17 protein-coding genes and 1 pseudogene are annotated in these 20,256 nt (G+C 55.8%); 7 read left to right on the top strand and 11 right to left on the bottom strand.

The genetic code is table 11. The annotated features are described in order from the left end of the window. Positions 1-6: 6 nt before the first annotated feature. The gene (locus ABD931_RS11700) at positions 7-654 is read right to left on the bottom strand and encodes an START domain-containing protein (protein ID WP_345267207.1); all 648 of its coding nucleotides are present in this window, start codon (positions 652-654) and stop codon (positions 7-9) included. A gap of 507 nt (positions 655-1,161) precedes the next feature. On the opposite strand from ABD931_RS11700, the pseudogene ABD931_RS29435 reads away from it, so the two are divergent. From ABD931_RS29435 to ABD931_RS11690, 3 genes and pseudogenes are all read left to right on the top strand, one after another. Further along, positions 1,162-2,085: pseudogene (locus ABD931_RS29435) on the top strand (DUF8426 domain-containing protein); the annotation flags it as partial. Positions 2,086-2,268: 183 nt separating this feature from the next. Beyond that, positions 2,269-3,171 carry an McrB family protein gene (locus ABD931_RS11695; RefSeq protein WP_345267205.1) on the top strand — a complete coding sequence of 301 codons (903 nt, stop codon included), beginning with the start codon at positions 2,269-2,271 and terminating at the stop codon, positions 3,169-3,171. Beyond that, positions 3,152-4,474 carry an McrC family protein gene (locus ABD931_RS11690; protein WP_345267203.1) on the top strand — a complete coding sequence of 441 codons (1,323 nt, stop codon included), beginning with the start codon at positions 3,152-3,154 and terminating at the stop codon, positions 4,472-4,474. Before ABD931_RS11695 ends, ABD931_RS11690 begins: the two co-directional genes overlap by 20 nt. An 11-nt stretch (positions 4,475-4,485) precedes the next feature. Here ABD931_RS11690 and ABD931_RS11685 read toward each other — a convergent pair whose 3' ends face one another. From ABD931_RS11685 to ABD931_RS11660, 6 genes are all read right to left on the bottom strand, one after another. Next, positions 4,486-5,220, bottom strand: coding sequence for an SDR family oxidoreductase (locus tag ABD931_RS11685; RefSeq protein WP_345267201.1), 735 nt, complete (start codon positions 5,218-5,220; stop codon positions 4,486-4,488). A gap of 8 nt (positions 5,221-5,228) precedes the next feature. Next, positions 5,229-5,774, bottom strand: a complete 546-nt coding sequence (locus ABD931_RS11680; protein WP_345267199.1) for an SRPBCC domain-containing protein — start codon at positions 5,772-5,774, stop codon at positions 5,229-5,231. After that, positions 5,756-7,192, bottom strand: a complete 1,437-nt coding sequence (locus ABD931_RS11675) for a BamA/TamA family outer membrane protein (protein ID WP_345267197.1) — start codon at positions 7,190-7,192, stop codon at positions 5,756-5,758. Before ABD931_RS11675 ends, ABD931_RS11680 begins: the two co-directional genes overlap by 19 nt. A gap of 75 nt (positions 7,193-7,267) precedes the next feature. After that, positions 7,268-7,846, bottom strand: a complete 579-nt coding sequence (locus ABD931_RS11670) for a Crp/Fnr family transcriptional regulator (RefSeq protein WP_345267195.1) — start codon at positions 7,844-7,846, stop codon at positions 7,268-7,270. 47 nt (positions 7,847-7,893) lie between these two features. Then, positions 7,894-8,607, bottom strand: a complete 714-nt coding sequence (locus tag ABD931_RS11665) for an START domain-containing protein (protein WP_345267193.1) — start codon at positions 8,605-8,607, stop codon at positions 7,894-7,896. Continuing rightward, positions 8,600-11,137 carry a TonB-dependent receptor gene (locus tag ABD931_RS11660; RefSeq protein WP_345267191.1) on the bottom strand — a complete coding sequence of 846 codons (2,538 nt, stop codon included), beginning with the start codon at positions 11,135-11,137 and terminating at the stop codon, positions 8,600-8,602. The genes ABD931_RS11665 and ABD931_RS11660 overlap by 8 nt, the downstream gene beginning before the upstream one ends. Before the next feature lie 162 nt (positions 11,138-11,299). Here ABD931_RS11660 and modA point away from each other — a divergent pair, with 162 nt between their 5' ends. The 3 genes from modA to ABD931_RS11645 are packed head-to-tail and all read left to right on the top strand — an operon-like array spanning position 11,300 to position 13,631. Further along, positions 11,300-12,079 (top strand): molybdate ABC transporter substrate-binding protein, encoded by a 780-nt coding sequence (modA, locus tag ABD931_RS11655; RefSeq protein ID WP_345267189.1) that lies wholly within the window; start codon positions 11,300-11,302, stop codon positions 12,077-12,079. Then, positions 12,076-12,756, top strand: coding sequence for a molybdate ABC transporter permease subunit (gene modB / locus ABD931_RS11650; protein WP_345267187.1), 681 nt, complete (start codon positions 12,076-12,078; stop codon positions 12,754-12,756). Before modA ends, modB begins: the two co-directional genes overlap by 4 nt. Further along, positions 12,753-13,631, top strand: a complete 879-nt coding sequence (locus ABD931_RS11645) for an ABC transporter ATP-binding protein (RefSeq protein ID WP_345267185.1) — start codon at positions 12,753-12,755, stop codon at positions 13,629-13,631. Before modB ends, ABD931_RS11645 begins: the two co-directional genes overlap by 4 nt. Here ABD931_RS11645 and ABD931_RS11640 read toward each other — a convergent pair. Together ABD931_RS11640 and ABD931_RS11635 are read right to left on the bottom strand one after the other, a co-directional pair. Next, positions 13,611-13,943 (bottom strand): winged helix-turn-helix domain-containing protein, encoded by a 333-nt coding sequence (locus tag ABD931_RS11640; protein WP_345267183.1) that lies wholly within the window; start codon positions 13,941-13,943, stop codon positions 13,611-13,613. The genes ABD931_RS11645 and ABD931_RS11640 overlap by 21 nt on opposite strands. A 50-nt stretch (positions 13,944-13,993) precedes the next feature. Next, positions 13,994-15,397 carry a sensor histidine kinase gene (locus tag ABD931_RS11635; protein ID WP_345267181.1) on the bottom strand — a complete coding sequence of 468 codons (1,404 nt, stop codon included), beginning with the start codon at positions 15,395-15,397 and terminating at the stop codon, positions 13,994-13,996. A gap of 230 nt (positions 15,398-15,627) precedes the next feature. On the opposite strand from ABD931_RS11635, the gene ABD931_RS11630 reads away from it, so the two are divergent. Beyond that, positions 15,628-17,025 (top strand): PQQ-dependent sugar dehydrogenase, encoded by a 1,398-nt coding sequence (locus ABD931_RS11630; RefSeq protein ID WP_345267179.1) that lies wholly within the window; start codon positions 15,628-15,630, stop codon positions 17,023-17,025. Positions 17,026-17,089: 64 nt separating this feature from the next. On the opposite strand, the gene ABD931_RS11625 is transcribed toward ABD931_RS11630, so the two are convergent. Next, the gene (locus ABD931_RS11625; RefSeq protein WP_345267177.1) at positions 17,090-18,103 is read right to left on the bottom strand and encodes a hypothetical protein; all 1,014 of its coding nucleotides are present in this window, start codon (positions 18,101-18,103) and stop codon (positions 17,090-17,092) included. An 86-nt stretch (positions 18,104-18,189) separates the two neighbouring features. Then, positions 18,190-20,205, bottom strand: a complete 2,016-nt coding sequence (locus ABD931_RS11620; protein ID WP_345267175.1) for a HAMP domain-containing sensor histidine kinase — start codon at positions 20,203-20,205, stop codon at positions 18,190-18,192. Between the last annotated feature and the right edge of the window lie 51 nt (positions 20,206-20,256).

Raw genomic sequence — 20,256 nt, 5'->3', positions numbered from 1 at the left:
TAATAATCAGGGCTGCAAAAAGCTGAATGTTTTGTTCTGGTAGCGGGGCAGACCCAGACTCTTCTGTAGGGAATGAAAGGAATGGTACGGTCCCACGGCCGCTACCATGTTGGTCAGCCAGGGCGGAATTTCACCGCCGGGGTCAACTTTAAAGAAATAGTCGATGTGGATGTGCCGGCTGTCGACCTGGCGTACGGTCCAGACGGAATGCCAGAAGGGAATGCGGACGATACCCGGTTTGGGAGGCAGCCCGTCGGGCACGTTGCGGGCCTCGATGCGCAGCACTTTGGTGACCGGGTGCTGCTGAAACGTCATGCGCATAACCAGATCGCGGTTCGCCACCGGCCAGGGCGAATCGCTTTCGTTGTAGTAAACCACCTCATTGTCGCGCTCCCACCGAATCGGGTACGATTCTTTGGTGCGGTACACAACATGCTTGAAGTTTTCGATGTCCGACAAATACGCCACCAACTGACTCAGCGTCCCCTCCACCTCACAGACCACCCGGATTTCTTTGAGCTTTGCACCTTCCAGATGCCGGGAGTACACTTTGATGCCGTTCTTATCCTTTTCCAGCCGCCACTCCTCCCCCGACTGACCGCAGGCAATCCGACTCAGCAAGACCAATACAAAAACAACAAACGGCAAGTACATAATTAACCCCTCAGGAACGCAGCAGACGGTTTTCTGCCCACAGTCCGAAATTAACAAATCTTCATTAATTGAATAGTATGCGAACGGACAGAAGCCGTTCGCTGATGCCAAAAGTAGAATTTCAGACATTTTTTTATGGCCTGCCCGTTTTTCTTTTCCGGGCGCAGCGTTGTACATTACCGTTCGCACGCAACCGGAACCGGAGGGTAATGGGATCGTTGACCGGTCAAAAAGGCTTGCCCCTACAGGGCAGCGCAGGGATGAACGTCTCTGTACCGGCTACAAACCGCTGACCCCTACGGGGTACTATGAAGCACCTATTTACCCCGTAGGGGTCAGCGGTTTGTAGCGACTGCCGATTCCTGTCCCTTCTGCTGCCCTGTAGGGGCAAGCCTATAATGCCCGCTTAAATCTATAAAATCAGTTAGAGGCCAGCAGTTATTTTCGGAGGAAGCCTCCGAATTATCCCTATATTGGCTTACCCTTATTCATAGAATTAACCGAACGATGCCCGTTGCCGATTACCACCGTCAGATTTTCGATTTTCTGGAAGACTACCGGCGAACCTACCCGGATAAGAACCTCACGTATGCCCTCCGACAAAAAGAGCATGCTGAACGGCCCAGAACCAAGTTCTTCTTTACGGGCGATGCTGAGCGCTATATATACGTGGGGATATATGCGCCTAATAATAGCAATACAAAGACAAGGTGTATTGGTCTGGTCTTTTATTACGACGATCAGCGCGATCTGATAAAAAGCGTTGCCTTATCAGTCGTATATGATGACCCGGCTCTTGCTGCCGACTCGCCTATTTACGAGGAAATACTCAATCGCCTGGGTCGTGAGAAATTCAGGGAGTACTTTCCAAAACGGGTTGAGCGGTTTTATGATTTTACTGATTGGCGGGATTGCTTCCAGTTTTTCCTGGATATGGATAAACCCATCATTGATGAGATCATTCGGAAGCATGGAAAGGAAAGCACATTTATTATCCCTCAAGAGAACCTAGAAAAGAATTTAGCGTACATCAGAGAAAGTAAAGCTAAGGCCGATGTAGTGAATAAGGGCGTATTTCAGACTTCTCATACCTCCCGCTCCTTTTGGAAATATAAACCTCATCCGCTGGCCGGCAAGTTACCTGAGGATTTGCAGAAGCCGTATATCGGTGTCAAATTCGATTCTTGGAACCCTGGCGATCTAAGAACGTATAGCTCTACAAGTGAGTTGGAAAACCATTTGGGTGTAGAAAAAAACAGCTCTACTTATTTAAAGGACGCCCTGAAGTTTAGAAATGCAAAAATGGGAGATGTGATTTTTGCCAGTAATGACCTTAATTCTGTTCTTGGTGTTGGCATTATTACTGGTCCATACGAATTTAAAGAAGGTGACACAGTGCAACACATTCGCTCAGTTGAGTGGTTGGCCGAGCAGCCATGGAAGTATGATGGAGAATCTATCAAAGACCGTTCAAATCTATTTTCCACCCATTGGTTTGTTTCCACAACGTTAGGCCCTCAAATTCTTCGTGAGTACCTTAAAGCTTATCCGCAGTACCTTCCAGTTTTCAGGGAGCGAGGACTTTTGGAAGAAGGGCCTTTAGAAGAACCTCAGATGAATCTTACTCCAACAACTAACTATCCCAAAAACATCATCCTCTACGGCCCGCCCGGCACCGGCAAAACGTATGGCACCATTGACCTGGCGGTGGACATTGCCGACGGTAGAAAAAGCGAAAATCACCAGGATAACAAAGCCCGTTTTAATACGTTGCTCGGCGATCAGATCGAGTTCATCACCTTTCACCAGAACTACACCTACGAAGACTTCGTAATGGGTATCAAGCCTGATTTGGACGATACCGGAACCGGCCTGCGCTTCCGTCGGCACGAAGGCGTTTTCTACCGTATCGCCAAACGGGCGCAGCAGAACTACGAAGCCGGTTGGCAACAACCGGGAGCGGCTTCTATAAAAAACTTTGTCCTCATTATCGATGAGATCAACCGCGCTAATATGTCGCGGGTATTTGGGGAACTAATAACGCTGCTGGAAGACGATAAGCGGCTCGGTGCCGAGAACGAACTCCGCCTGACGCTGCCGTCAGGCGAACCGTTTGCCGTGCCGCCCAACCTCTACCTGATCGGCACCATGAACACCGCCGATAAGTCGCTGGCCCTGCTCGATATTGCCCTGCGTCGCCGGTTCGAGTTTATCTACCAGAAACCAGAACCAGGTGTGCTGGATGAGCCCGCCAGAGGAGTGCTGGAACGGCTGAACCAGGCCATCCGGGCGCACCACAAACCCGCTGATTTTCTGATCGGCCACGCGTATTTCATCAATAAACCGGCCGGGCAGCTACCGCATGTGTTCAACAACCGCGTTATTCCGCTGCTGATGGAGTACTTCAACGGCCGGGCCGACGAAGTCAGAACGTTGCTGAAAGAAGCCGGTATCGACGCCGAAAAAGACTCGATCACCGATCAACTGACCGTCAGCCATGTGGGTGAACCCGATTGAGCTGATCGAGCACCAGCGGAAGCCGGTCCCCCAGGCATGGTGGGAGCAGTTTGCCGGATTGAGCCAGTACCTGGATGAGGTCTGGCAAACCCGGACGATCTTCTCCGACGATGATCCGGAAGAAGCTGGCTCTACCCGCCAGCGCTTCCTTGACTTTGGCCTGGATCAGGGCCACCCGACCATGCAGGCGAACCAGTATGTGGGCTTTATCCAGTACCACGGGCTTACTCTCCAGATCCTGCCCAAGCTGTTCGGCACCGGGCAGGCCGACGCAGCGTTCCGGCACCTGCTGTGGTGGCTCCACTACAGCCGACGCATCCGGTTTCCATTTGCCGATCTGCTGACCGGCTCCGAAACGGTGGCCGATTTCCCCGAAGCCCTGATCCGGTACTTTGCCCGCATCACCCACAATCTGGTGAGTACGCAGCCCTACCACCAGTACGAAGAAATCACCGAAACCATGCCCTACCTGCGCGGACGGCTCAACACGCCGGCTTACACCCAGCGCAGCCTGAGTACCGGCCACTGGCACCAACTGGTCTGCGACCACGAGCCGTTCCTGTTCAACAACCGGCTGAACCAGATTATCAAGTATGTGTGCCGACGGCTGAGCCATTTGTGCCGTCCCGATACCCGGCGCGACCTGGAACGGGTAATTTTTGTGCTGGATGAGGTCGACGATATTCCCTGCGCGGCTCAGGACTGCGACAGCATCCGGCTAAACCGGTTCTTTCAGGAATACGCCCATTGCCTGGATATGTGCCGGTTCTTCCTGGCCAACAGCTACCTCAACCGACAGGATGCCCACCAACGGCATTTCTGCTTTCTGGTGCCGATGGATGTGGTGTACGAAGATTTTATCACCGAAGTAACCCGGCTGCATTTCGGCAAACCGTACAGAGTGCAACCGCAGGCTTCGGACTGGCTGACGGATCAGCGGGTTTTTCAGATTCGTAACGATCTGCTGCTAACCAACCGGACAACCGGCAAACAACTTATAGTCGATACCAAATACAAACGCCGGGATCTCCAGCCGGCCGACGCCAAACAGGGGATCAGCCAGACCGATCTGTACCAGATGGTCAGTTACGCCCTGCGCCGGGCCACCGATCAGGTACTGCTGCTGTACCCCTGCGCCTACGGCAACGCGCCGGCCGCGCCGGTTCAGTTTACGGTTACGTCTGGCCTGCTCAACACCACGTCCCTGCACCTTCGGGCCGCCGACATTGCCATTACCGGCCCCAGCCGGGAGCAGATGGTGCAGCAGGTCATTCAACAGTTGAGCCATGTGTTTAACCTTTAGTCCGCAATACCCTATCCGTCTCTTAGCAGCCGGTCGGCGAGGGCGGGACTGATGCGTTGAAGCAGCCGCAGCAGCCCTACTTTGCCAATGTTTATTTCGCTACGGTCACGGGCGAATTGGCGGAGAAACTCTTCCACCAACTGCTCCGGACTGATTTTGCTCCGGCCCCGCCCGGCCGTCATAGGCGTATCGACCAGGGGAGGAATCACTTCCATCACCCGTACTGATGTACCACTCATCTGGTAGCCCAGGGCCTTCGAGAAGATGTGTAACCCCGCTTTGGTGGCGCAATACACCGGAGCCGAGCGTTTGGGTACCAGCCCTAACCCCGACGAGACATTGACGACAGCCGCTTTAGGCTGCGTCAGCAACAGGGGTAACAATAACGAAATCAGGTGCAGCGGAGCCGTTAGGTTAACGGTAAGTTCGTGCGTGATGCGGCTCAGGTGTTCACTGCTCTCGGCAAAGGAGTAAGTGTACTGCACCCCCGCGTTGTTGATCAGGACATTTAGCGACGGGTACTGCTGTTCAACAAGCATCACCAACCGTTCTATATCCTGCGCGCTGGCCAGATCGGCCTGCACCGGATGAATGCGGTCCGACCGGCGGGTTAGTTCAGCTAACTGGGTCGGGTTGCGCCCTACGGCAATGACCGTATTGCCCAGCTCAGAAAACCGGGTAGTGAGTGCCAGGCCGATACCCGACGTTGCCCCCGTTATCAGCATCGTATTGCCTGTTAGGTCCATAGTAGGTTTCAGTAGGTTATTGAGCCGCCGACACCAGTCGAAGGCTGGGTACGTTCACTGTAGGCTTTAAGTTGATGAAGCCACTTCCGGGAGCCTTCACGCAGGCTGCGCCGGAAGCGTTGTTTCAGCAGGCTGACCAGCAGGCCCCGCTGACTCTCTTCCGACACCACCAGCGTACCGCCCTCCGGTGTAGGCTGGAAGTGCCAGTAGTGGCGTACCGTTACGCCGTAACGCCGACCCTGCCAGCCCAGCGTTTGCCTGGGCGTCACCGTCAAAATTGTGGAGGTAAGCCGGAGTTTAGTGGTACGCCACCGAAACAATTCGTTGGCCCGAAGGTCGGTTGGCGGTTGCGTTTCCCGAATAAAGTCATAGCGTTCCGGCCAGCCCGCTACGTCTGATAACGCCCGCCACACCACGTCGACCGGTGCGTTGATCTGTACGGTGTCGCGCGTTTGGACGGGGGCTGTCTGGTTAATTTGGGCCGCAGCTTGTTTGAGCAGACCAGCCAGCAAAAGGGTAAGCCAGGCTTTAGCGTTTAATTCCATCGTGTCCATATGTCTTTTTGTAAGTTGATAAAGAAATTGGTTTGCCCCAGCGTGTTGCGGCTCAGGTTAAACCGAACGACAGCGTTGTACCATGTATTGATCTCCAAACCAATACCGGCCGAGCGCAGCCAGCGGTTTGTCAGTGAATTACTGAGCCGGTCGGGGTAGCGGTTGTATACATAGCCCCAATCGGTAAAGGCAGTAAGGTAGAGGTTCAGCGGCAGGGTGTTAAACTGCCGCCATTTAATGAAACCCAGCGGGAAGGTGCGCCGGAATAGTTCCCGCTTGATATTGGCCCGCCCCGACACGTAGGCCGACCCGTTGACGACGTAGAGGTCGTAGCCCCGCAGCACGTCTTCTTCGTATCCGATGCCGCGCAGCAGGTTGTAGGGTACATCAGGGTTGGTGAAGGCTTTGGCTTTCAGCATGTAATTACCGAACCAGTTTCGCCCCAGCGGGTAATAATCGGCGTAGGCCAGCCGAAACTGCCAGCTCTCGAAATCGTCGGTGGGCAGCAGCCCCATCCGGCGCAGATCGGCAATAAACGTACGGCCTTTCAGCGCAAAATTGATGTTGTCACGCCGGTCGTAGCGATACGTGTAGCCCAGCGTCATAAACCGCTGCGTCGTCTGTTCGGGCTGAAGGTAGAACGGGTTCAGCTCACGCAGGGACTCACTGATGGTGGTTTGCTGGTAGCCCAGATCAGCGTAGTGGAAGCTGTAAAAACCCTGCCGCCGGCGCAGCTTTAGCCGCCCCTCAAACTGCCGCAGCAGCGCAGCATCCTCATATATAAAATTTAATTGATTACCGATGGTGTTGTAGGCTACGTTGGCCAGTGTCTGGTAACGCAGTTGACTAAACAAGCCCAGATTCCGGCCTTTGGTCAGGTAAGGTACGTTGTAGTTTAGGGTGAACCGGTCCGTAAAACCGGTTTCAAAGACAAACTCCAGTTTCTGCATTCGCCCAAACAAATTCTCGTGGTCAATAAAGGCACCGTAGTTGAGCCGACGAAAATCGCTGCCCCGATCAATCCACTCGTTCAGATTCCGGTCATTCAGGCGGGCGTAGGGAGCCGCCCAGATGTACCAGTTTTCTTTAACGACAACCTGTAGGGCGAGGGTTGTTGTATCCGCAGAGGTCCTCTGGGCAGTGTCGACCTGCACCTGGGCCGACACAAACAGCTGGGTGTTGAAAATACGTCGGGCGTTGGCCTGCAGGCGTTCGTTCAGCGAGGCAAGCCAAAGCGTATCGCCCGGCTGAACGTCCATCTCCCGGCGGATGATAAAATCTTTGGTGCGTTTGTTGCCCGTTATGGATATTGATTCGACCAGCCGGTACGCCCTCCGTTGGATGGTATCGGCCTGATCGGCCTGGCACATACTGTCAACCAGCAGACTTAACAGGCACCCAAGCAGACAGGTTTTCATAGGCATAGCTCTGTTGATGAAGCAACAAAGCTATGGAACCACCGGGCGACCAGTCATTTACAAATGTTGAGCGATTCAGGCGCGGGCAAAGATTTTTGCCCTGATGCGCGACAACTGAGTGGGCGTGATACCGAGGTAAGATGCCACATGGTACTGGGCGATGTGCTGTTCCAGGCCAGGGTACTCGGCCCGGAAGCGCAGGTAGCGTTCGTCGGCGTTCAGCAGAGCCAGTTCCAGTTCACGCTGTTCCTTAAAGACGAAGTAGCCCTCGGCCAGTTTGCGGGCGAAGCGCTCCCAATCCGGATGAGTATCGTAGAGCCGCGTCAGGGCCGGGTAATCGGCTATGAACAGCTCGCAGTCCGACAGGGCCTGAATATAAATCTGGTTGGTTTGGCCCGTAACCAGCGAGCTGAACGCCCCCACAAAATCGTCGGCCATGAAAAAGGTTTTGGTATACTCCAGTCCGTCTGCGTCCCGGTAGAAAGCCCGCAGAATGCCCTCGGCGACATAAGCCGCAGTGTGTTCGACGCGGCCGGCCAGGGCAAAATACTCGTTTTTGACCAGTCGTTGTGGCCGGAATAATTCGGCTACTACGTTCCAGGTAACTTCCTGAATGGGCGCTACGGCTTCGATATAACTGCGCAGGCGGTTCATATTTGTAAACGTGGGATTGCGCTAACGGCGTTGTTCCTGCCCGATTGCTACAACTGTAAAAAGGGGAAAGTCTTGCCCTGGTAGCGGGGCAGGCGCAGTGTCTCATTCAGGGACAGGAACGACTGGTACGGCCCCGTTTTGGCGATCAGATCGATAACGCCGGCCGGAATTTCTCCGCCCAATTCGGCTTTAAAGGTGTAGTCAATGTGCAACTGCTTATCGTTCAGCGGACGCACGGTCCAGACCGCGTGCCAGTAGGGTATCCGGACAACGTTCGGCTTTGGCGGCACCAGACCGGGCACCTGCCGGGCCTCCACCCGCAGCACTTTGGTGGCAGGGTTCTGCTGGAACGTCATCCGGGCCACCAGATCGCGGTTGCTCACCGGCCAGGGCGATTCTATCTCGGTGTAGTAGATGAATTCATTATCCCGCACCCGGCGGACCATCCGGGCCGATTTGGTCCGGTACACCACCTTCTCGTAATTGTCGACATCGAACAAATAGGCCACCAGTTGGGGGATGGTTCCTGGTACGTTGCAAACTACCCGTATCTCTTTCGGCTGATCTCCCTCCTGCAGCCGGGAATATACCTTAATACCATTCTTGTCTTTCTCCAGTTTCCAACCCTCCGCCAATTGCCCGAAAGCGGCACCGATCAGGCTGAAAAACACCAACACACTCGCAATACGCATACCCGCTTTGATAAACATACGAACACCTCTCTGCTTAAACGACAGAACCCGGTGCAGTTGTTTACTCAAACACCGCAGAGAGGTAATAAAATCCACCAACACTCGGACCGGCCACGAAGGTGTAGTAGGGCCGGTTCAGCAGATTGGTGCCGCCGAGCTTAATCGTTACGCGCTGACGGATTAACGGGTAATTGACCTGCGCATCGAGGTTGTGGATGGCGGGTACCATGCCCGTAGCCAGCGCCGACTGCCACAGGAATGCGCTCTGGTATTTGTAGTTGACGCTGAACCCGATGCCGTAGCCGAGGTTAGCATTGGACAGGCCGGCGTTGGTAATCCAGCGGGGCGTGTTGAATGCTTCTTCCAGGCCGTCACCGCTTTCGGTGCGGTCGAGCCGGGCGTAGGAGGCATTGCTCATCACCACCCAGTTACCCACGATTGCGTAGCGCATACCGATGCTGCTGCCATAATTGTACACCGTGGTTTTGGAGTTAGTCCACAGGCGATAGCGGTCCTGCAGGCTGCGGTCGGCCAGATAGTAGGCGATCGAGTCCGGGTTGTTGCGTTTGGGAATGTTGACCTCTACCTGGGCCATGAAGTTCCGGTAACTATTGTAGTAAAAATCAGCGTCGATGTACAACTTTTTGCACAGCCACAGGCCCTTATAGCCGACCTCAAAACTGTTGACCTGCTCGGGCTTCAGGTAGGTATAGGTGTTCTTTTTGAGCAGGTCTTTGTTCTTTTGGATGGCCTGTTCGGTGGTCAGGCGATTGACATTGACATCAGCGTTGATGGCGTTCTGAAAAGCGTCGATGGAAGTGCGGAAATAAGAATTTTCGAAAATACCCTGCGACATCACCGGCAGCCCCCCTACCCGCTTCACCCCGCCGGAATTTACGTTGGAAAAGGCTTCGAACAGCGACGGGAAGCGGTAGCCGTTCTGATACGATACCCGCCAGTGGTGTGTTTCCGTTGGGGAGTATACCACCGATAGCCTGGGGTTCAGCCGGGCGGCAAAGTACTGGTTCCTGTCCATGCGCAGCGTAGCGCTGAGCTTTAGCTTTTCCTGCCAGAACGTACGAGTGGCCTGCACAAAACTGCCAAACTGCCGGTAGGTCAGGTCGCGGTCGGGTTCTACAGGGTTAATAAAGTAGTTGCCGTCGGGGTAGACCTGGTACTGCCGGTAATTGACGCCCAGCAGCAGGTTCAGTCCGGTTTTCTCCCGCAGCGACCGCCACAGAACCCGCGTCGGCTCCACCTGCCCATCCACATGATACAGCCACGAGCGCACCCGCAGGGCCGCGCCCAGATCCCAGTTGTTGATATCCCGCAGCTTCGTCACCAGGTCGTCGAATGCCGGGGTTCCCGATTGCGGACGCCCCTGGTCCGCAAACTGACGGGCAGCCAACAGGGCGGCCGGGGCAGGGGCTCCACCGGCAACGGAGTTCCGGAACTGCGTAGAGAAGTCGGCAAACCAGACGTTATCGGATTTATAGGAACGGTCGATGTTCTCGGCCATCGAGCGCAGGTTGTAGGAGTCGCCGGTATTTTCACTCGTGCGGTAGGCTTTTAGAACTACCGAAGGCGAGGTCAGCGTCAGCGCATGCTGGTCGAGCCGGTAATTATCGAGCCGGAAGCGGTTAGTGCGCTGGTAGACGTTATCAAGCGTGGCGGCCCGGTACCCGTAAGCGAGCTCCAGCGTGGGCGTGAACCGGTAATGCACAGCCAGATCTCCGCGCAGATTCAGCAGCCGGTAATCGGTTACCTGCTCTTCGGCATATCCGGTGCGGGATACGACGTAGCGCTGCCCGTTGAGGGTGAGCGCCCGCCGGTTGGGGGCTTCGTCGCCGTAGACGTTAATGGCATCGCGGCCGGGATTATAGTCACCCAGCAAACCGAGGGAGGTATTGGCATTGGGGTTCAGGTCACCCCTATTGCGGGCCATCCAGTCGTAGCCGGTCTGGTACACCAGATTCACCTTAACCGCCAGCCGCGATTTTATCACATGCGCAAACCGCAGCGCCGTCTCGCTGGCCACCTGCGGCCGGATACCGGTTTCACCAATGTGGTTCAGAGCCGTCCGCTGACTGGCGCTGAAGCCCGCCGACTCAAACGGGCTACGAGTCAGGATATTAGCCAGCCCGTTAAGCGCATTAAGGCCATATAAGGCCGAGGCCGTACCGGGTATGATTTCTACTCGCTGAATGTCCAGGTCCGAGGGTGCCAGCGCTCCGGCAATGGGTGCGCCGATATGCGGAGCCTGGTTATCCATCCCGTCGACTAACTGCACAAACCGCACGTTGGTGGTGTTGGCAAAGCCACGGGTGTTATACACCTTGAAACCCATGCTGGGCGTCAGTAACTGAACACCCCTCAGGTTCTCGATGGCGTCGAAGAATGAGGGCTGCGCCGACTGCCGCATCTTCAGCACGTCGAGCACGTCAATACTCACCGGTGAGCGGAGTACACTTTCGGCTACCCGCGAGGCTGAGACAACAACTTCCTGTAGAGCCAACTGACGCAGCGAATCGGCTTTTGGCCGGATGGTATCGGCCAGCGCAGTCAGAGCCAGAAAAACAGAAAGTACAGGTGTCAGCATTCAGCAACAGCTTTATAGTCGCTCAAATATAACGACTCGTTATTCCCGTGCAACTATAACGGGTTAAAAAAGCACAATACGCTGTAGTGCGTCATATTGTCTTAATTTATCGTTATGTTTGAGCAACCATAACGGCAACCATGCCTTAGTAGCTTATCCACAATGCCTTTTTTTTACGTCCTGTATCTGTTTTTAGGGATAGCATTCGTGCCGCACAGCCCGGCCCAGCCGACGGCTAAGGGGCAGGAGATCACTATTGCTGCGGCTTCGGATCTGCGATACGCGATGGATTCGCTGGTTGCCGCATTCAAAAGCCGGCAGCCGGCCATTAAAGTCAATGTCATTTACGGCTCATCGGGCAAGTTCTTTCAGCAGATCAGCCGCAGTGCGCCCTTCGACCTGTTTTTTTCGGCCGATATCGACTACCCCCGGCAGTTGCAGCAAAAAGGCTTGACAGCCTCATCCATTCAGACCTACGCCATTGGCCGGCTGGTGCTGTGGAGTCCCACCCTCGACCCGAACGCGAAGGGCATGAAAACCCTGCTCGACCCCGCTATCCGGACTGTTGCCATTGCCAACCCGCTGCACGCGCCCTACGGCAAACGGGCCGAAGAGTCACTGAAGCACTACGGCCTGTACAATCAGGTGAAAGACCGGTTTGTCAAAGGTGAAAATATTGCGCAGACGGCCCAGTTTGTCTCCACGGGAGCTGCCGACATCGGCATCATCGCCCTGGCGCTGGCCCTGAGCCCACCCCTTAGAACTCAGGGCCGCTACTACCTGATACCGGCCAAGGCCCATACCGCCCTCGAACAGGGGTATGTGGTACTCAAACGCGCCCAGGGCAACAAGGCAGCCGCTGCGTTTACCGCCTTTTTGGTTACGCCCCAGGCCAAAGCCATCCTGAAACAGTACGGCTTCGCCATGCCCAACCAACCATGACCGACGATTTTAGCCAAACGCTGCTGTTAACCCTGAGCCTGGCCGGACTGACCACCACCATCCTGCTGGTTATCGGAATTCCGCTGGCGTACTGGCTGGCCTACGGCACATTCCGCCTGAAACCGCTTATCGAAGCGGTGGTCAGTCTGCCCCTGGTGCTGCCCCCGACGGTCACCGGCTTTTACCTGCTCATTGCCTTCAGCGAAGACAGTATGCTGGGCTACTGGCTGGTCAATACGCTGGGCGTCCGGCTCAACTTCACCTTTTCGGGCATTCTGGTCGGCTCCCTCTTTTACAGCCTGCCGTTTATGGTTCACCCCATCCAGGCCGGTTTTCAGAACCTGCCGGCTTCGCTGCGGGAGGCCTCGCTGACGCTGGGGAAGTCGACACTCACCACCCTGGGGCGGGTGCTGCTGCCCAATAGCAAACCGGCGCTGCTGAGCGGTATTGTCCTGGCCTTTGCGCACACCATCGGTGAGTTTGGGCTGGTGCTGATGATCGGGGGCAATATTCCGGGCAAAACGCGCGTAGCCTCCATCGCCATTTACGATGAAGTGGAAAGCCTGAACTACGACCGCGCCAACGCCTACGCCCTAATCTTGCTGGGAATGACCTTTTCCATTCTGGTGCTGCTGTTCTGGTACAACAAAAAGCTGCGAACGCGGACCTTTCTATGACGGAAGTGCACGTAACCAAAGCCCTGCACTCCGCCCAGGGACCCATTGAACTGGATGTTGCCCTCACCATTGAGGACGGCGAATTTGTGGCCTTATACGGACCTTCCGGCGCGGGCAAAACCACGGTGCTGCGGATGCTGGCCGGCCTGGACCGGCCCGAGTCCGGCTATATCCGGTCGAAAGGGCAGACCTGGTTCGATCACCGGCAGAAGAACTGGGTGGGGCCGCAGCGCCGGGCGGTGGGCGTGGTATTTCAGGATTACGCCTTGTTCCCGAACATGACCATCCGCGAGCAGTTGCGGTTTGCGTTGCCGGATAAACAAAACCTGGCCCTGGTAGATACGCTGCTGGAGATGATGAGCCTGACCGAACTGGCCAACCGCCGGCCGGGCGTTTTATCGGGCGGGCAGCAGCAGCGGGTGGCGCTGGCGCGGGCGGTGGCCCGGCAACCCCGATTGCTGCTGCTGGACGAACCGCTGTCGGCCCTGGATACCGAAACCCGGCTGCGGCTACAGGAAGAAATCAGCCTGGTACATACACAATTTGGGCTGACTACGGTGCTGGTGAGCCACGACAATGCCGAAATCATCCGGCTGGCCGACCGGGTCATTGGCTTACAGGCGGGTAAAATTGACCGGCAGGGCAAACCTGCTGCCGTGTTAGGGCCATCGACCACACCGGTACCGTCCGGCCGGCTGGGCACCGTTATCGGCATCCGGCCGGAGGGCGATCAACTTCGGCTGACGGTATCGGGGGGGGATGTTGTCACGGAGGTGCTGGTGCCGGAAAGCCCGGTGCAGGTGGGGGATCGGATTGTGGTTCTGGTAGAGGAGGGCAGTGCGGTTCAGCCCGCGTTAAAACGGAATGGCGGCTGACTCCTGTTGCAGAAACTCCTGAAAGCGGGCCTGTAGTTGCCGGTAATACTGGAGGTACTGTTCGCCCTCCGGCGTTACCAGGGCACCCCCGCCCCGCTCCCCGCCGGTCTGGGTAATTACCAGGGGCTGCGGAGACTGCTCGTTCATAGAGTGCACCAGTTCCCAGGCTCGCTTGTACGACATCTTCATCGCTTTGGCCGCCTGGTTGATCGATCCGGTTTGCTGGATATGCTCCAGCAGTTCCATGCGGCCGATGCCCATAAACCGTTCGTCGCCTTCCAGCCAGATCCGTCCGTTCAGTCGTAGCTTCATAGCCGCAAAGAAAACGCTAATTCGGCAATTCTCCGATGGATATACGATAATCAGGCCGTCCGACAGGGCAGGTGAATAATGAATTCGGAGTACTGGCCCGGCTCGGTTTCCACGCTCAGGTCTCCGCCGTGTCCTTTAGTGACGATGTCGTAGCTCAGCGAGAGACCCAGTCCGGTGCCCTGACCCGTAGGCTTGGTGGTAAAGAACGGCTGGTAGATTTTGTTGATGATCTCCTGCGGAATACCCATTCCGTTGTCTTTCACGCGGATTTCGACCTGATCAACGTCCTCTTCCGACGCAGCATGTTTAATCTGAGTGCTGACCGACACCTGGGGCTGGTAGGCTAACGTGCTCCGTCCGTTAGCCAGGGATTTTGCCTTCTCCTGGGTTGCATAAAAAGCGTTGTTGTACAGGTTGAGCAACACCCGACCCATCTCCTGCGGATCTACTTTTACTTTGCCCAGGCTCGGATCAAGGTTCATCCGCAGGTCGGCGTTGAAGCTTTTGTCTTTGGCCCGCAGGCCATGGTAAGCCAGTCGCAGATACTCATCGGCCAGCGCGTTCAGGTCGGTCGGCTCTTTCTGGCCGCTGCTGAACCGGGAGTGCTGGAGCATACCTCTCACAATGCTGTCGGCCCGCTTGCCGTGATGGGTGATCTTGGCCAGACTATCTTTCAAATCCGTCAGTATCTCTTCCTCCAGTTCCTTGTCTCTATCCCCCTCTCCTTTTTTCCGTTCTTCCTCCAGTTCCTCCACCAATTCCGCACTCACCTCGGCCAGGTTGTTCACGAAATTGAGCGGGTTCTGGATCTCGTGGGCGATGCCGGCGGTCAGCTCTCCCAGCGAGGCCATTTTTTCCTGCTGAATCAGTTTGGTCTGGGTAGCCTGCAAATCGGCCAGGGCGTGTTCCAGTTCTTCTTTCCGGCGGGTAATTTCGGCGGTGCGCTCCTGCACCATCACTTCCAGTTCGTCTTTTTTGGCCGCAATAATCCGGGTATTTTCTTCTTCCTGCAGCCGCTTTTTCCGCTCCTCCTCCAGGGCTTTCTGCTGTTTCTGGGTTGTCCGCCACATCACAATTACCCAGATCACTGCAAATACGCCCCCAGCCTGTACATAATCCTCAATGGTTTTGTACAGTTCGTGACTCCAGAGATTAACCCCGGTAGCCACTAGTGCCAGACCCGCATACAAGGCCACCGCATATAACATCAGCCGGACCGACCGGAACTCTTCCAGCACATAAGCCCCCCCTACAATGGCTAAAAGCAACAGGCTCCATAGCCAGCTGGTAACCATATCAAAATTGGTAAGTACATCCACCACCAGAATCGCGATAACCACATTTCGGGCCATAGCCAGTCGGTTATCCCATTCGGGTAGTTTAGGTGAATCCCGTAGGGACTGCCGGAGAAACCGAAGCAGAAAAAAGGCAATCAGAAACGCAATGATGTTCATAAACTCAGTCCATTTCTCCGCAAGGGAGTACGATACCGGCTCAAATTAATTAATTCGCCGAAAATTTACCAGAATTTCTGCGGGCTTACCAAACGCTATATACGCCGGCAGGGCAGGCTGTAGTTGGCAGTTATCAGGTACCTTATTGGGTCTCTGACCTGATAAAGCTTAGACTGCCGTACAAAACAATTGACCGCGCTTAGGTGGTTTACGGTTCAACAGCCCTGGACATGATAACACTGACAACCGCCGGCAACATACTCCTTTGCGGCCTGATAGCGCTCCTGACGCCTTATTCTACGCAGGCCCAGCAGCGCCCGAAAGCCCTGCGTCCGGGCATCACCATCGAAAAGTTTATGTCCGTAGGTCCGGGCTGTGTGCGGTTGCTACAGAACCCCGTCAGCAAAGACTTCTTTTATACCACTTTCCCCGGCGAGGTCTACCGCGTCCGTACCCAAACCGGTAAGCCGGTAGCTACCCGGATATTCACGGCGAAAGACCATGGCATTACCCGGCTGCAGGGGGCAGCCTTTAACGACAATACGCTGTTTCTGGTCGGAAACATCAGCGTCAACAACGGCAGGGGTACTAAAGGCCGGATGGTGCGGTACCAGTTCCAGCCATCGGGCAAAGGCGTTATGTCGGTGGTCTTTATGACGGAGGAGATTGGCAGTACCAAGACCCTGTACGACCACGGCTTCAACGGCATCGCCATCAGCCCCGACGGCCGATACGCCTACGTCAGCAGCGGAGCCCGCACCGACCATGGCGAGGTGCAGGACAACGACGGCCATTACCCCAACGCCCGCGATGAGCCGCTGACTGCCTGCATCCTGCGCATCCCAACCAATGCCACTAACCTGCTGTTGCCCAACGACGGTACCAAACTCAAAGCCGCCGGCTACCTGTTTGCCGAAGGTATCCGCAACGCCTATAGTCTGGCTTTTGCGCCCAACGGCCACCTGTTTGCCGTCTCCAACTCCAGCGACTACGATCACCCCGAAGATATGTTCTGGCTGCGCGAAGGTCACCATTACGGCTTTCCGTGGGTGATGGGCGGTGTAGACAACCCGCAGCAGTTTCCGGACTGGGATGCCGACCCCAAAAAAGATCCGTTTATCAATACCCGCAGCCACGCCCACACCGCCAGATACTTCCATAACGATCCCACTTTCCCTAAGCGGCCGACAAAAATCACCCCTTCCGTCCAGAACCTCGGCCCCGACGCCAACCAGTACCGTGACCGGACCACCGGCAACATCAAGGACGCCGATAAAGAGGGAATTACGCTGGGAACCTTTACCGCACACCGCTCCCCGCTGGGGTTAGTCTTTGACCGGGACAGTGCCGTTGGCGGCAACATGACCGGCGACGGCTTTGTGCTGAGCTGGAGCAACGGCCGGAAATCACCCCTGATGCGCCCCATTGCCCTGGACGGCGAAGACCTGATGCACCTGAAGCTGAGCTACCGGCGCGAGACCGATAACTATGTGGTGCAGACCACCAAAATCGCGCAGGGCTTCAACAGCCCCACCGATGCACTGCTGATCGGCAACGTTATCTACGTCCTGGAGTACGGCAATCCCTCCGGCAGCATCTGGAAAATTACGCTGCCCCGCGCCAGGTAAGTACAACGGTTTTGCAAACCGTTTTCCGGCCCACCCATACAACGGTTTACAAAACCGTTATACTTTACGGCAGGGTGTAAAACTGATACGTCAGCGTCCAGGTGAACGTCTTGCCCGGCTCTACCCGTACCCCGATATACGGCTCCGGCGACAGATTAGCCGGGTTGGACCAGAACGCCAGTTTCGACAGCGGCCGGTCGCCGGTGACGCGCACGCCGGCTTTGGTTCTGGTGTTCTCTACCCGGATGTCGTAGTCCTTAGCCGTACTGCCGAAGCCTTCGAGCAGGGTATAAACCGCGTCGCCTTTCTGCTGCGGCCGCAGGTAGACCAACTGCTTGTCGCGGGTTTCCAGCAGGCCCTCTTTGGGGGTGGTGGCCCGCAGCGTAAACGGAAATTTCACCACAAAGTCCGGCCCGGTCGGCTGGTTATCCAGCATAAAAAAGTTGTGGTCGTATACGTTGGTCTCCAGCACGCGGGAGCCGGTATTTTCCAGGCTATGCTCCAGCAGCAGTTCAGGCTTTCCTTTCACCAGACGGACGGTCTTGCGGTAGATGTAGGAATGGCCATCCTGATCGGTCAGGTAATGCGCAAACTCCACCCGATCGGCGGCCGGGTTCACCGTCCATTTACCGGGGTTGACCAGTTCATAGGGCGAAGCGAAGTGGTACGCCTTCTCGTCGATTCGGCGCAGTACGCCAACGCCGATTTTGAGGAAGGTTTCGCCCGGTTTGGCCGATTCATAGCCGATAGCGCCGAACTCCTCTACCGGGCCGCTCACGGCATCGTGTATCTTGGGATCATACGGCCCGAACCATTTTCCGAAGTAGCTATGCCCCTTATGTTCCAGGCTGGCGATCAGCCCCGACCAGTCGAAACGGGTACCCCGGTAGTAGCCCTGCTGCTCGTCGGGCAGGTATAGTTTGGCCTTAATAAGATCGCTGGCAATTTCGGCCTGCGGAACGGCATCCGGCCGGGCCACGTCAGGCTGGGCCACGTCAGGCCGGGCCACGTCAGGCTGGGCATCCACGCGCCCGATCAGGCCAAGCAACAGACATAGGGGGAGTAATAACTTTGTCATGGGCGGGTAAGGGTATACGGTTTAGCGGAATTACCCGGCAGATTTAGCGATAATTCTGCAAAAGACAAACAGCCGGCCACCGACGATTACCGCATGATAGCGGCATTCTCCTCGGTATAAACCGGCAGGCGGATGATAAATTCGGAGAACTCGCCCGGCACAGTATCGACCTGAATCGCTCCGCCATGCCCTTTGGTAACAATATCGTAGCTGAGCGATAACCCCAGACCGGTTCCCTCTCCGGCAGGCTTGGTCGTAAAGAAAGGCTGATAGATTTTGCCGAGCACGTCGCTGGGTATGCCAGGCCCATTGTCGCGCACCCGAATTTCAACGGTATTATCCGGTCGCCCGTCTGCCTGTCCGGCAGAGGTTCTGGTCTCCAGGCGGGTACTGACCAGAATCTGGGGCAGATACCCGGCCTCGACCGGCTCCGGCGCGGCACTCCCATTCAATCGCTTCAGCTTTTCTTTGGTGGCGTATAACGCATTGTTGTACAGATTGAGCAGCACCCGGCCTATATCCTGCGAGACCACTACTACCTTACCCAAATCCGGATCGAGGTCAAGGAGCAGCTCAGCCGTAAACGTCTTGTCTTTGGCCCGCAGGCCATGATAGGCCAGCCGCAGGTATTCACTGGCCAGCGCATTGAGGTCAGTAGGCGCTTTCTGACCACTCCCTATGCGCGAATGCTGCAACATCCCCTTGACAATACCATCGGCCCGTTTCCCGTGAACCACAATCTTCTCCAGGTTTCGCTCCAGACCGGTGAGCAGCGTTTCCTCCAGCTCCTCGTCCCGCAGTTCCCGGCCACGCTCCTCCCTCAGCTCACCAATCAACTCGACGCTAACCTCGGCCAGATTATTGACAAAATTGAGGGGGTTCTGAATCTCATGGGCAACGCCGGCGGTGAGTTCACCCAGCGAAGCCATTTTCTCCCGCTGCACCAGTTGGTCCTGGGTAGCGCGGAGGTACTCCAGCGACTGCTGGAGTTCGCTGGTCCGTTCGGCTACTTTTTGCTCCAGCGTCTCGGCATACTGGGTAAGCCGGTCGCTGGCCCGTTTGAGCGACTCAGTCATTTCGTTGAAGTTCCGGGTCAGAATACCAATTTCGTCCGATGAATTTACGGGAACATGGGTAGCCAGGTTACCGGCATTGACCTGCTCAACACCGGCCAGCAGGCGCTTTACAGGCTGGGTCAGGCTAGCCTGGAGAATGCGCGGCAAAAGCAGCCACACCAATAGGGTAGCGCCCAAAAAGATACCAAACAGTTTGATAAGACCATCCTGCTGCAGGAGCCGTGCCGGCAGGTCGGTGGGCACCAGGGGTGGAAAAAAAACCAGGGTAACAATCAGCAGCAGGGTGGTCATAGACAGGAAGGTAAACCCAACCAGTTTCACCTGGAAGTTGGCCGGTAATACCGCGAAGGTAATGTACACCAGCACTTCGGCAATGTTGCCCAGCCAAAGCAGAATGAAATAGGAGTAGTAACCGGCCGGCGTATAAAAGCCGGAGATGATGGCAATGAGGCACGGCAGAATAAAACCCAGGCCGATGATCGTGGCCAGATACGTATGTCCCCTGGCCGCTCTGGGATTGCGGACTTTCAGTTTCCCTGCCTTACGCAGACAGATCAGCATTGTCCAGATGTTGGTAAACAGCCCGTATAAAAAAGCAGCGACCTGCATAGTCACCTCATCGCTCCCGTGCCGGAACTCATTCCAGATGTTAAATCCAACAAAGCCTGCCGAAAGAAGAACCATGAACCAGAAGACCATTCGCCGTTCGCGGAGAAACGTATCCTCCAGAAACAGATAACAGACCTGGGTAAAGGTGATGAGTACGCCGGAAAGCGCGGGTGCAAACCAGGCCGATACCTGGAGCTGATAAAACAGCGACCCCGTGAGTGACGGATGGAGACTGTACCGGATCATATCCCCGAACTGCCAGAACGTCTGTAACGCATAAAATACCGCCATCCAGTTGCGAATCGGCGTTGGGTCGGCAATGCGAATCACATACAGGACCATACCGCCTGTGATCAGCACCATGATAAACGCCATGATGGAGTGGGTATGCAACAGAATCAGATCAGCCGGGTTCATGTCAGTTAACGACAGGGCGAAGAAAAGGCATCGGGTAACTAAGGTACGTAA

Source organism: Nibrella viscosa, assembly GCF_039541875.1.
Lineage (GTDB): Bacteria > Bacteroidota > Bacteroidia > Cytophagales > Spirosomataceae > Nibrella > Nibrella viscosa.
This window is presented reverse-complemented; position numbering and strand designations above follow the sequence as displayed.

Coding starts and splice junctions, on each gene's coding strand:
- ABD931_RS11645 (WP_345267185.1), top strand. CDS start 12,753: ATGACGGAAGTGCACGTAACCAAAGCCCTGCACTCCGCCCAGGGACCC.
- ABD931_RS11700 (WP_345267207.1), bottom strand. CDS start 654: ATGTACTTGCCGTTTGTTGTTTTTGTATTGGTCTTGCTGAGTCGGATT.
- ABD931_RS11625 (WP_345267177.1), bottom strand. CDS start 18,103: ATGACAAAGTTATTACTCCCCCTATGTCTGTTGCTTGGCCTGATCGGG.
- ABD931_RS11690 (WP_345267203.1), top strand. CDS start 3,152: ATGTGGGTGAACCCGATTGAGCTGATCGAGCACCAGCGGAAGCCGGTC.
- ABD931_RS11695 (WP_345267205.1), top strand. CDS start 2,269: ATGAATCTTACTCCAACAACTAACTATCCCAAAAACATCATCCTCTAC.
- modB (WP_345267187.1), top strand. CDS start 12,076: ATGACCGACGATTTTAGCCAAACGCTGCTGTTAACCCTGAGCCTGGCC.
- ABD931_RS11685 (WP_345267201.1), bottom strand. CDS start 5,220: ATGGACCTAACAGGCAATACGATGCTGATAACGGGGGCAACGTCGGGT.
- ABD931_RS11680 (WP_345267199.1), bottom strand. CDS start 5,774: ATGGACACGATGGAATTAAACGCTAAAGCCTGGCTTACCCTTTTGCTG.
- modA (WP_345267189.1), top strand. CDS start 11,300: ATGCCTTTTTTTTACGTCCTGTATCTGTTTTTAGGGATAGCATTCGTG.
- ABD931_RS11675 (WP_345267197.1), bottom strand. CDS start 7,192: ATGAAAACCTGTCTGCTTGGGTGCCTGTTAAGTCTGCTGGTTGACAGT.
- ABD931_RS11640 (WP_345267183.1), bottom strand. CDS start 13,943: ATGAAGCTACGACTGAACGGACGGATCTGGCTGGAAGGCGACGAACGG.
- ABD931_RS11635 (WP_345267181.1), bottom strand. CDS start 15,397: ATGAACATCATTGCGTTTCTGATTGCCTTTTTTCTGCTTCGGTTTCTC.
- ABD931_RS11660 (WP_345267191.1), bottom strand. CDS start 11,137: ATGCTGACACCTGTACTTTCTGTTTTTCTGGCTCTGACTGCGCTGGCC.
- ABD931_RS11670 (WP_345267195.1), bottom strand. CDS start 7,846: ATGAACCGCCTGCGCAGTTATATCGAAGCCGTAGCGCCCATTCAGGAA.
- ABD931_RS11630 (WP_345267179.1), top strand. CDS start 15,628: ATGATAACACTGACAACCGCCGGCAACATACTCCTTTGCGGCCTGATA.
- ABD931_RS11620 (WP_345267175.1), bottom strand. CDS start 20,205: ATGAACCCGGCTGATCTGATTCTGTTGCATACCCACTCCATCATGGCG.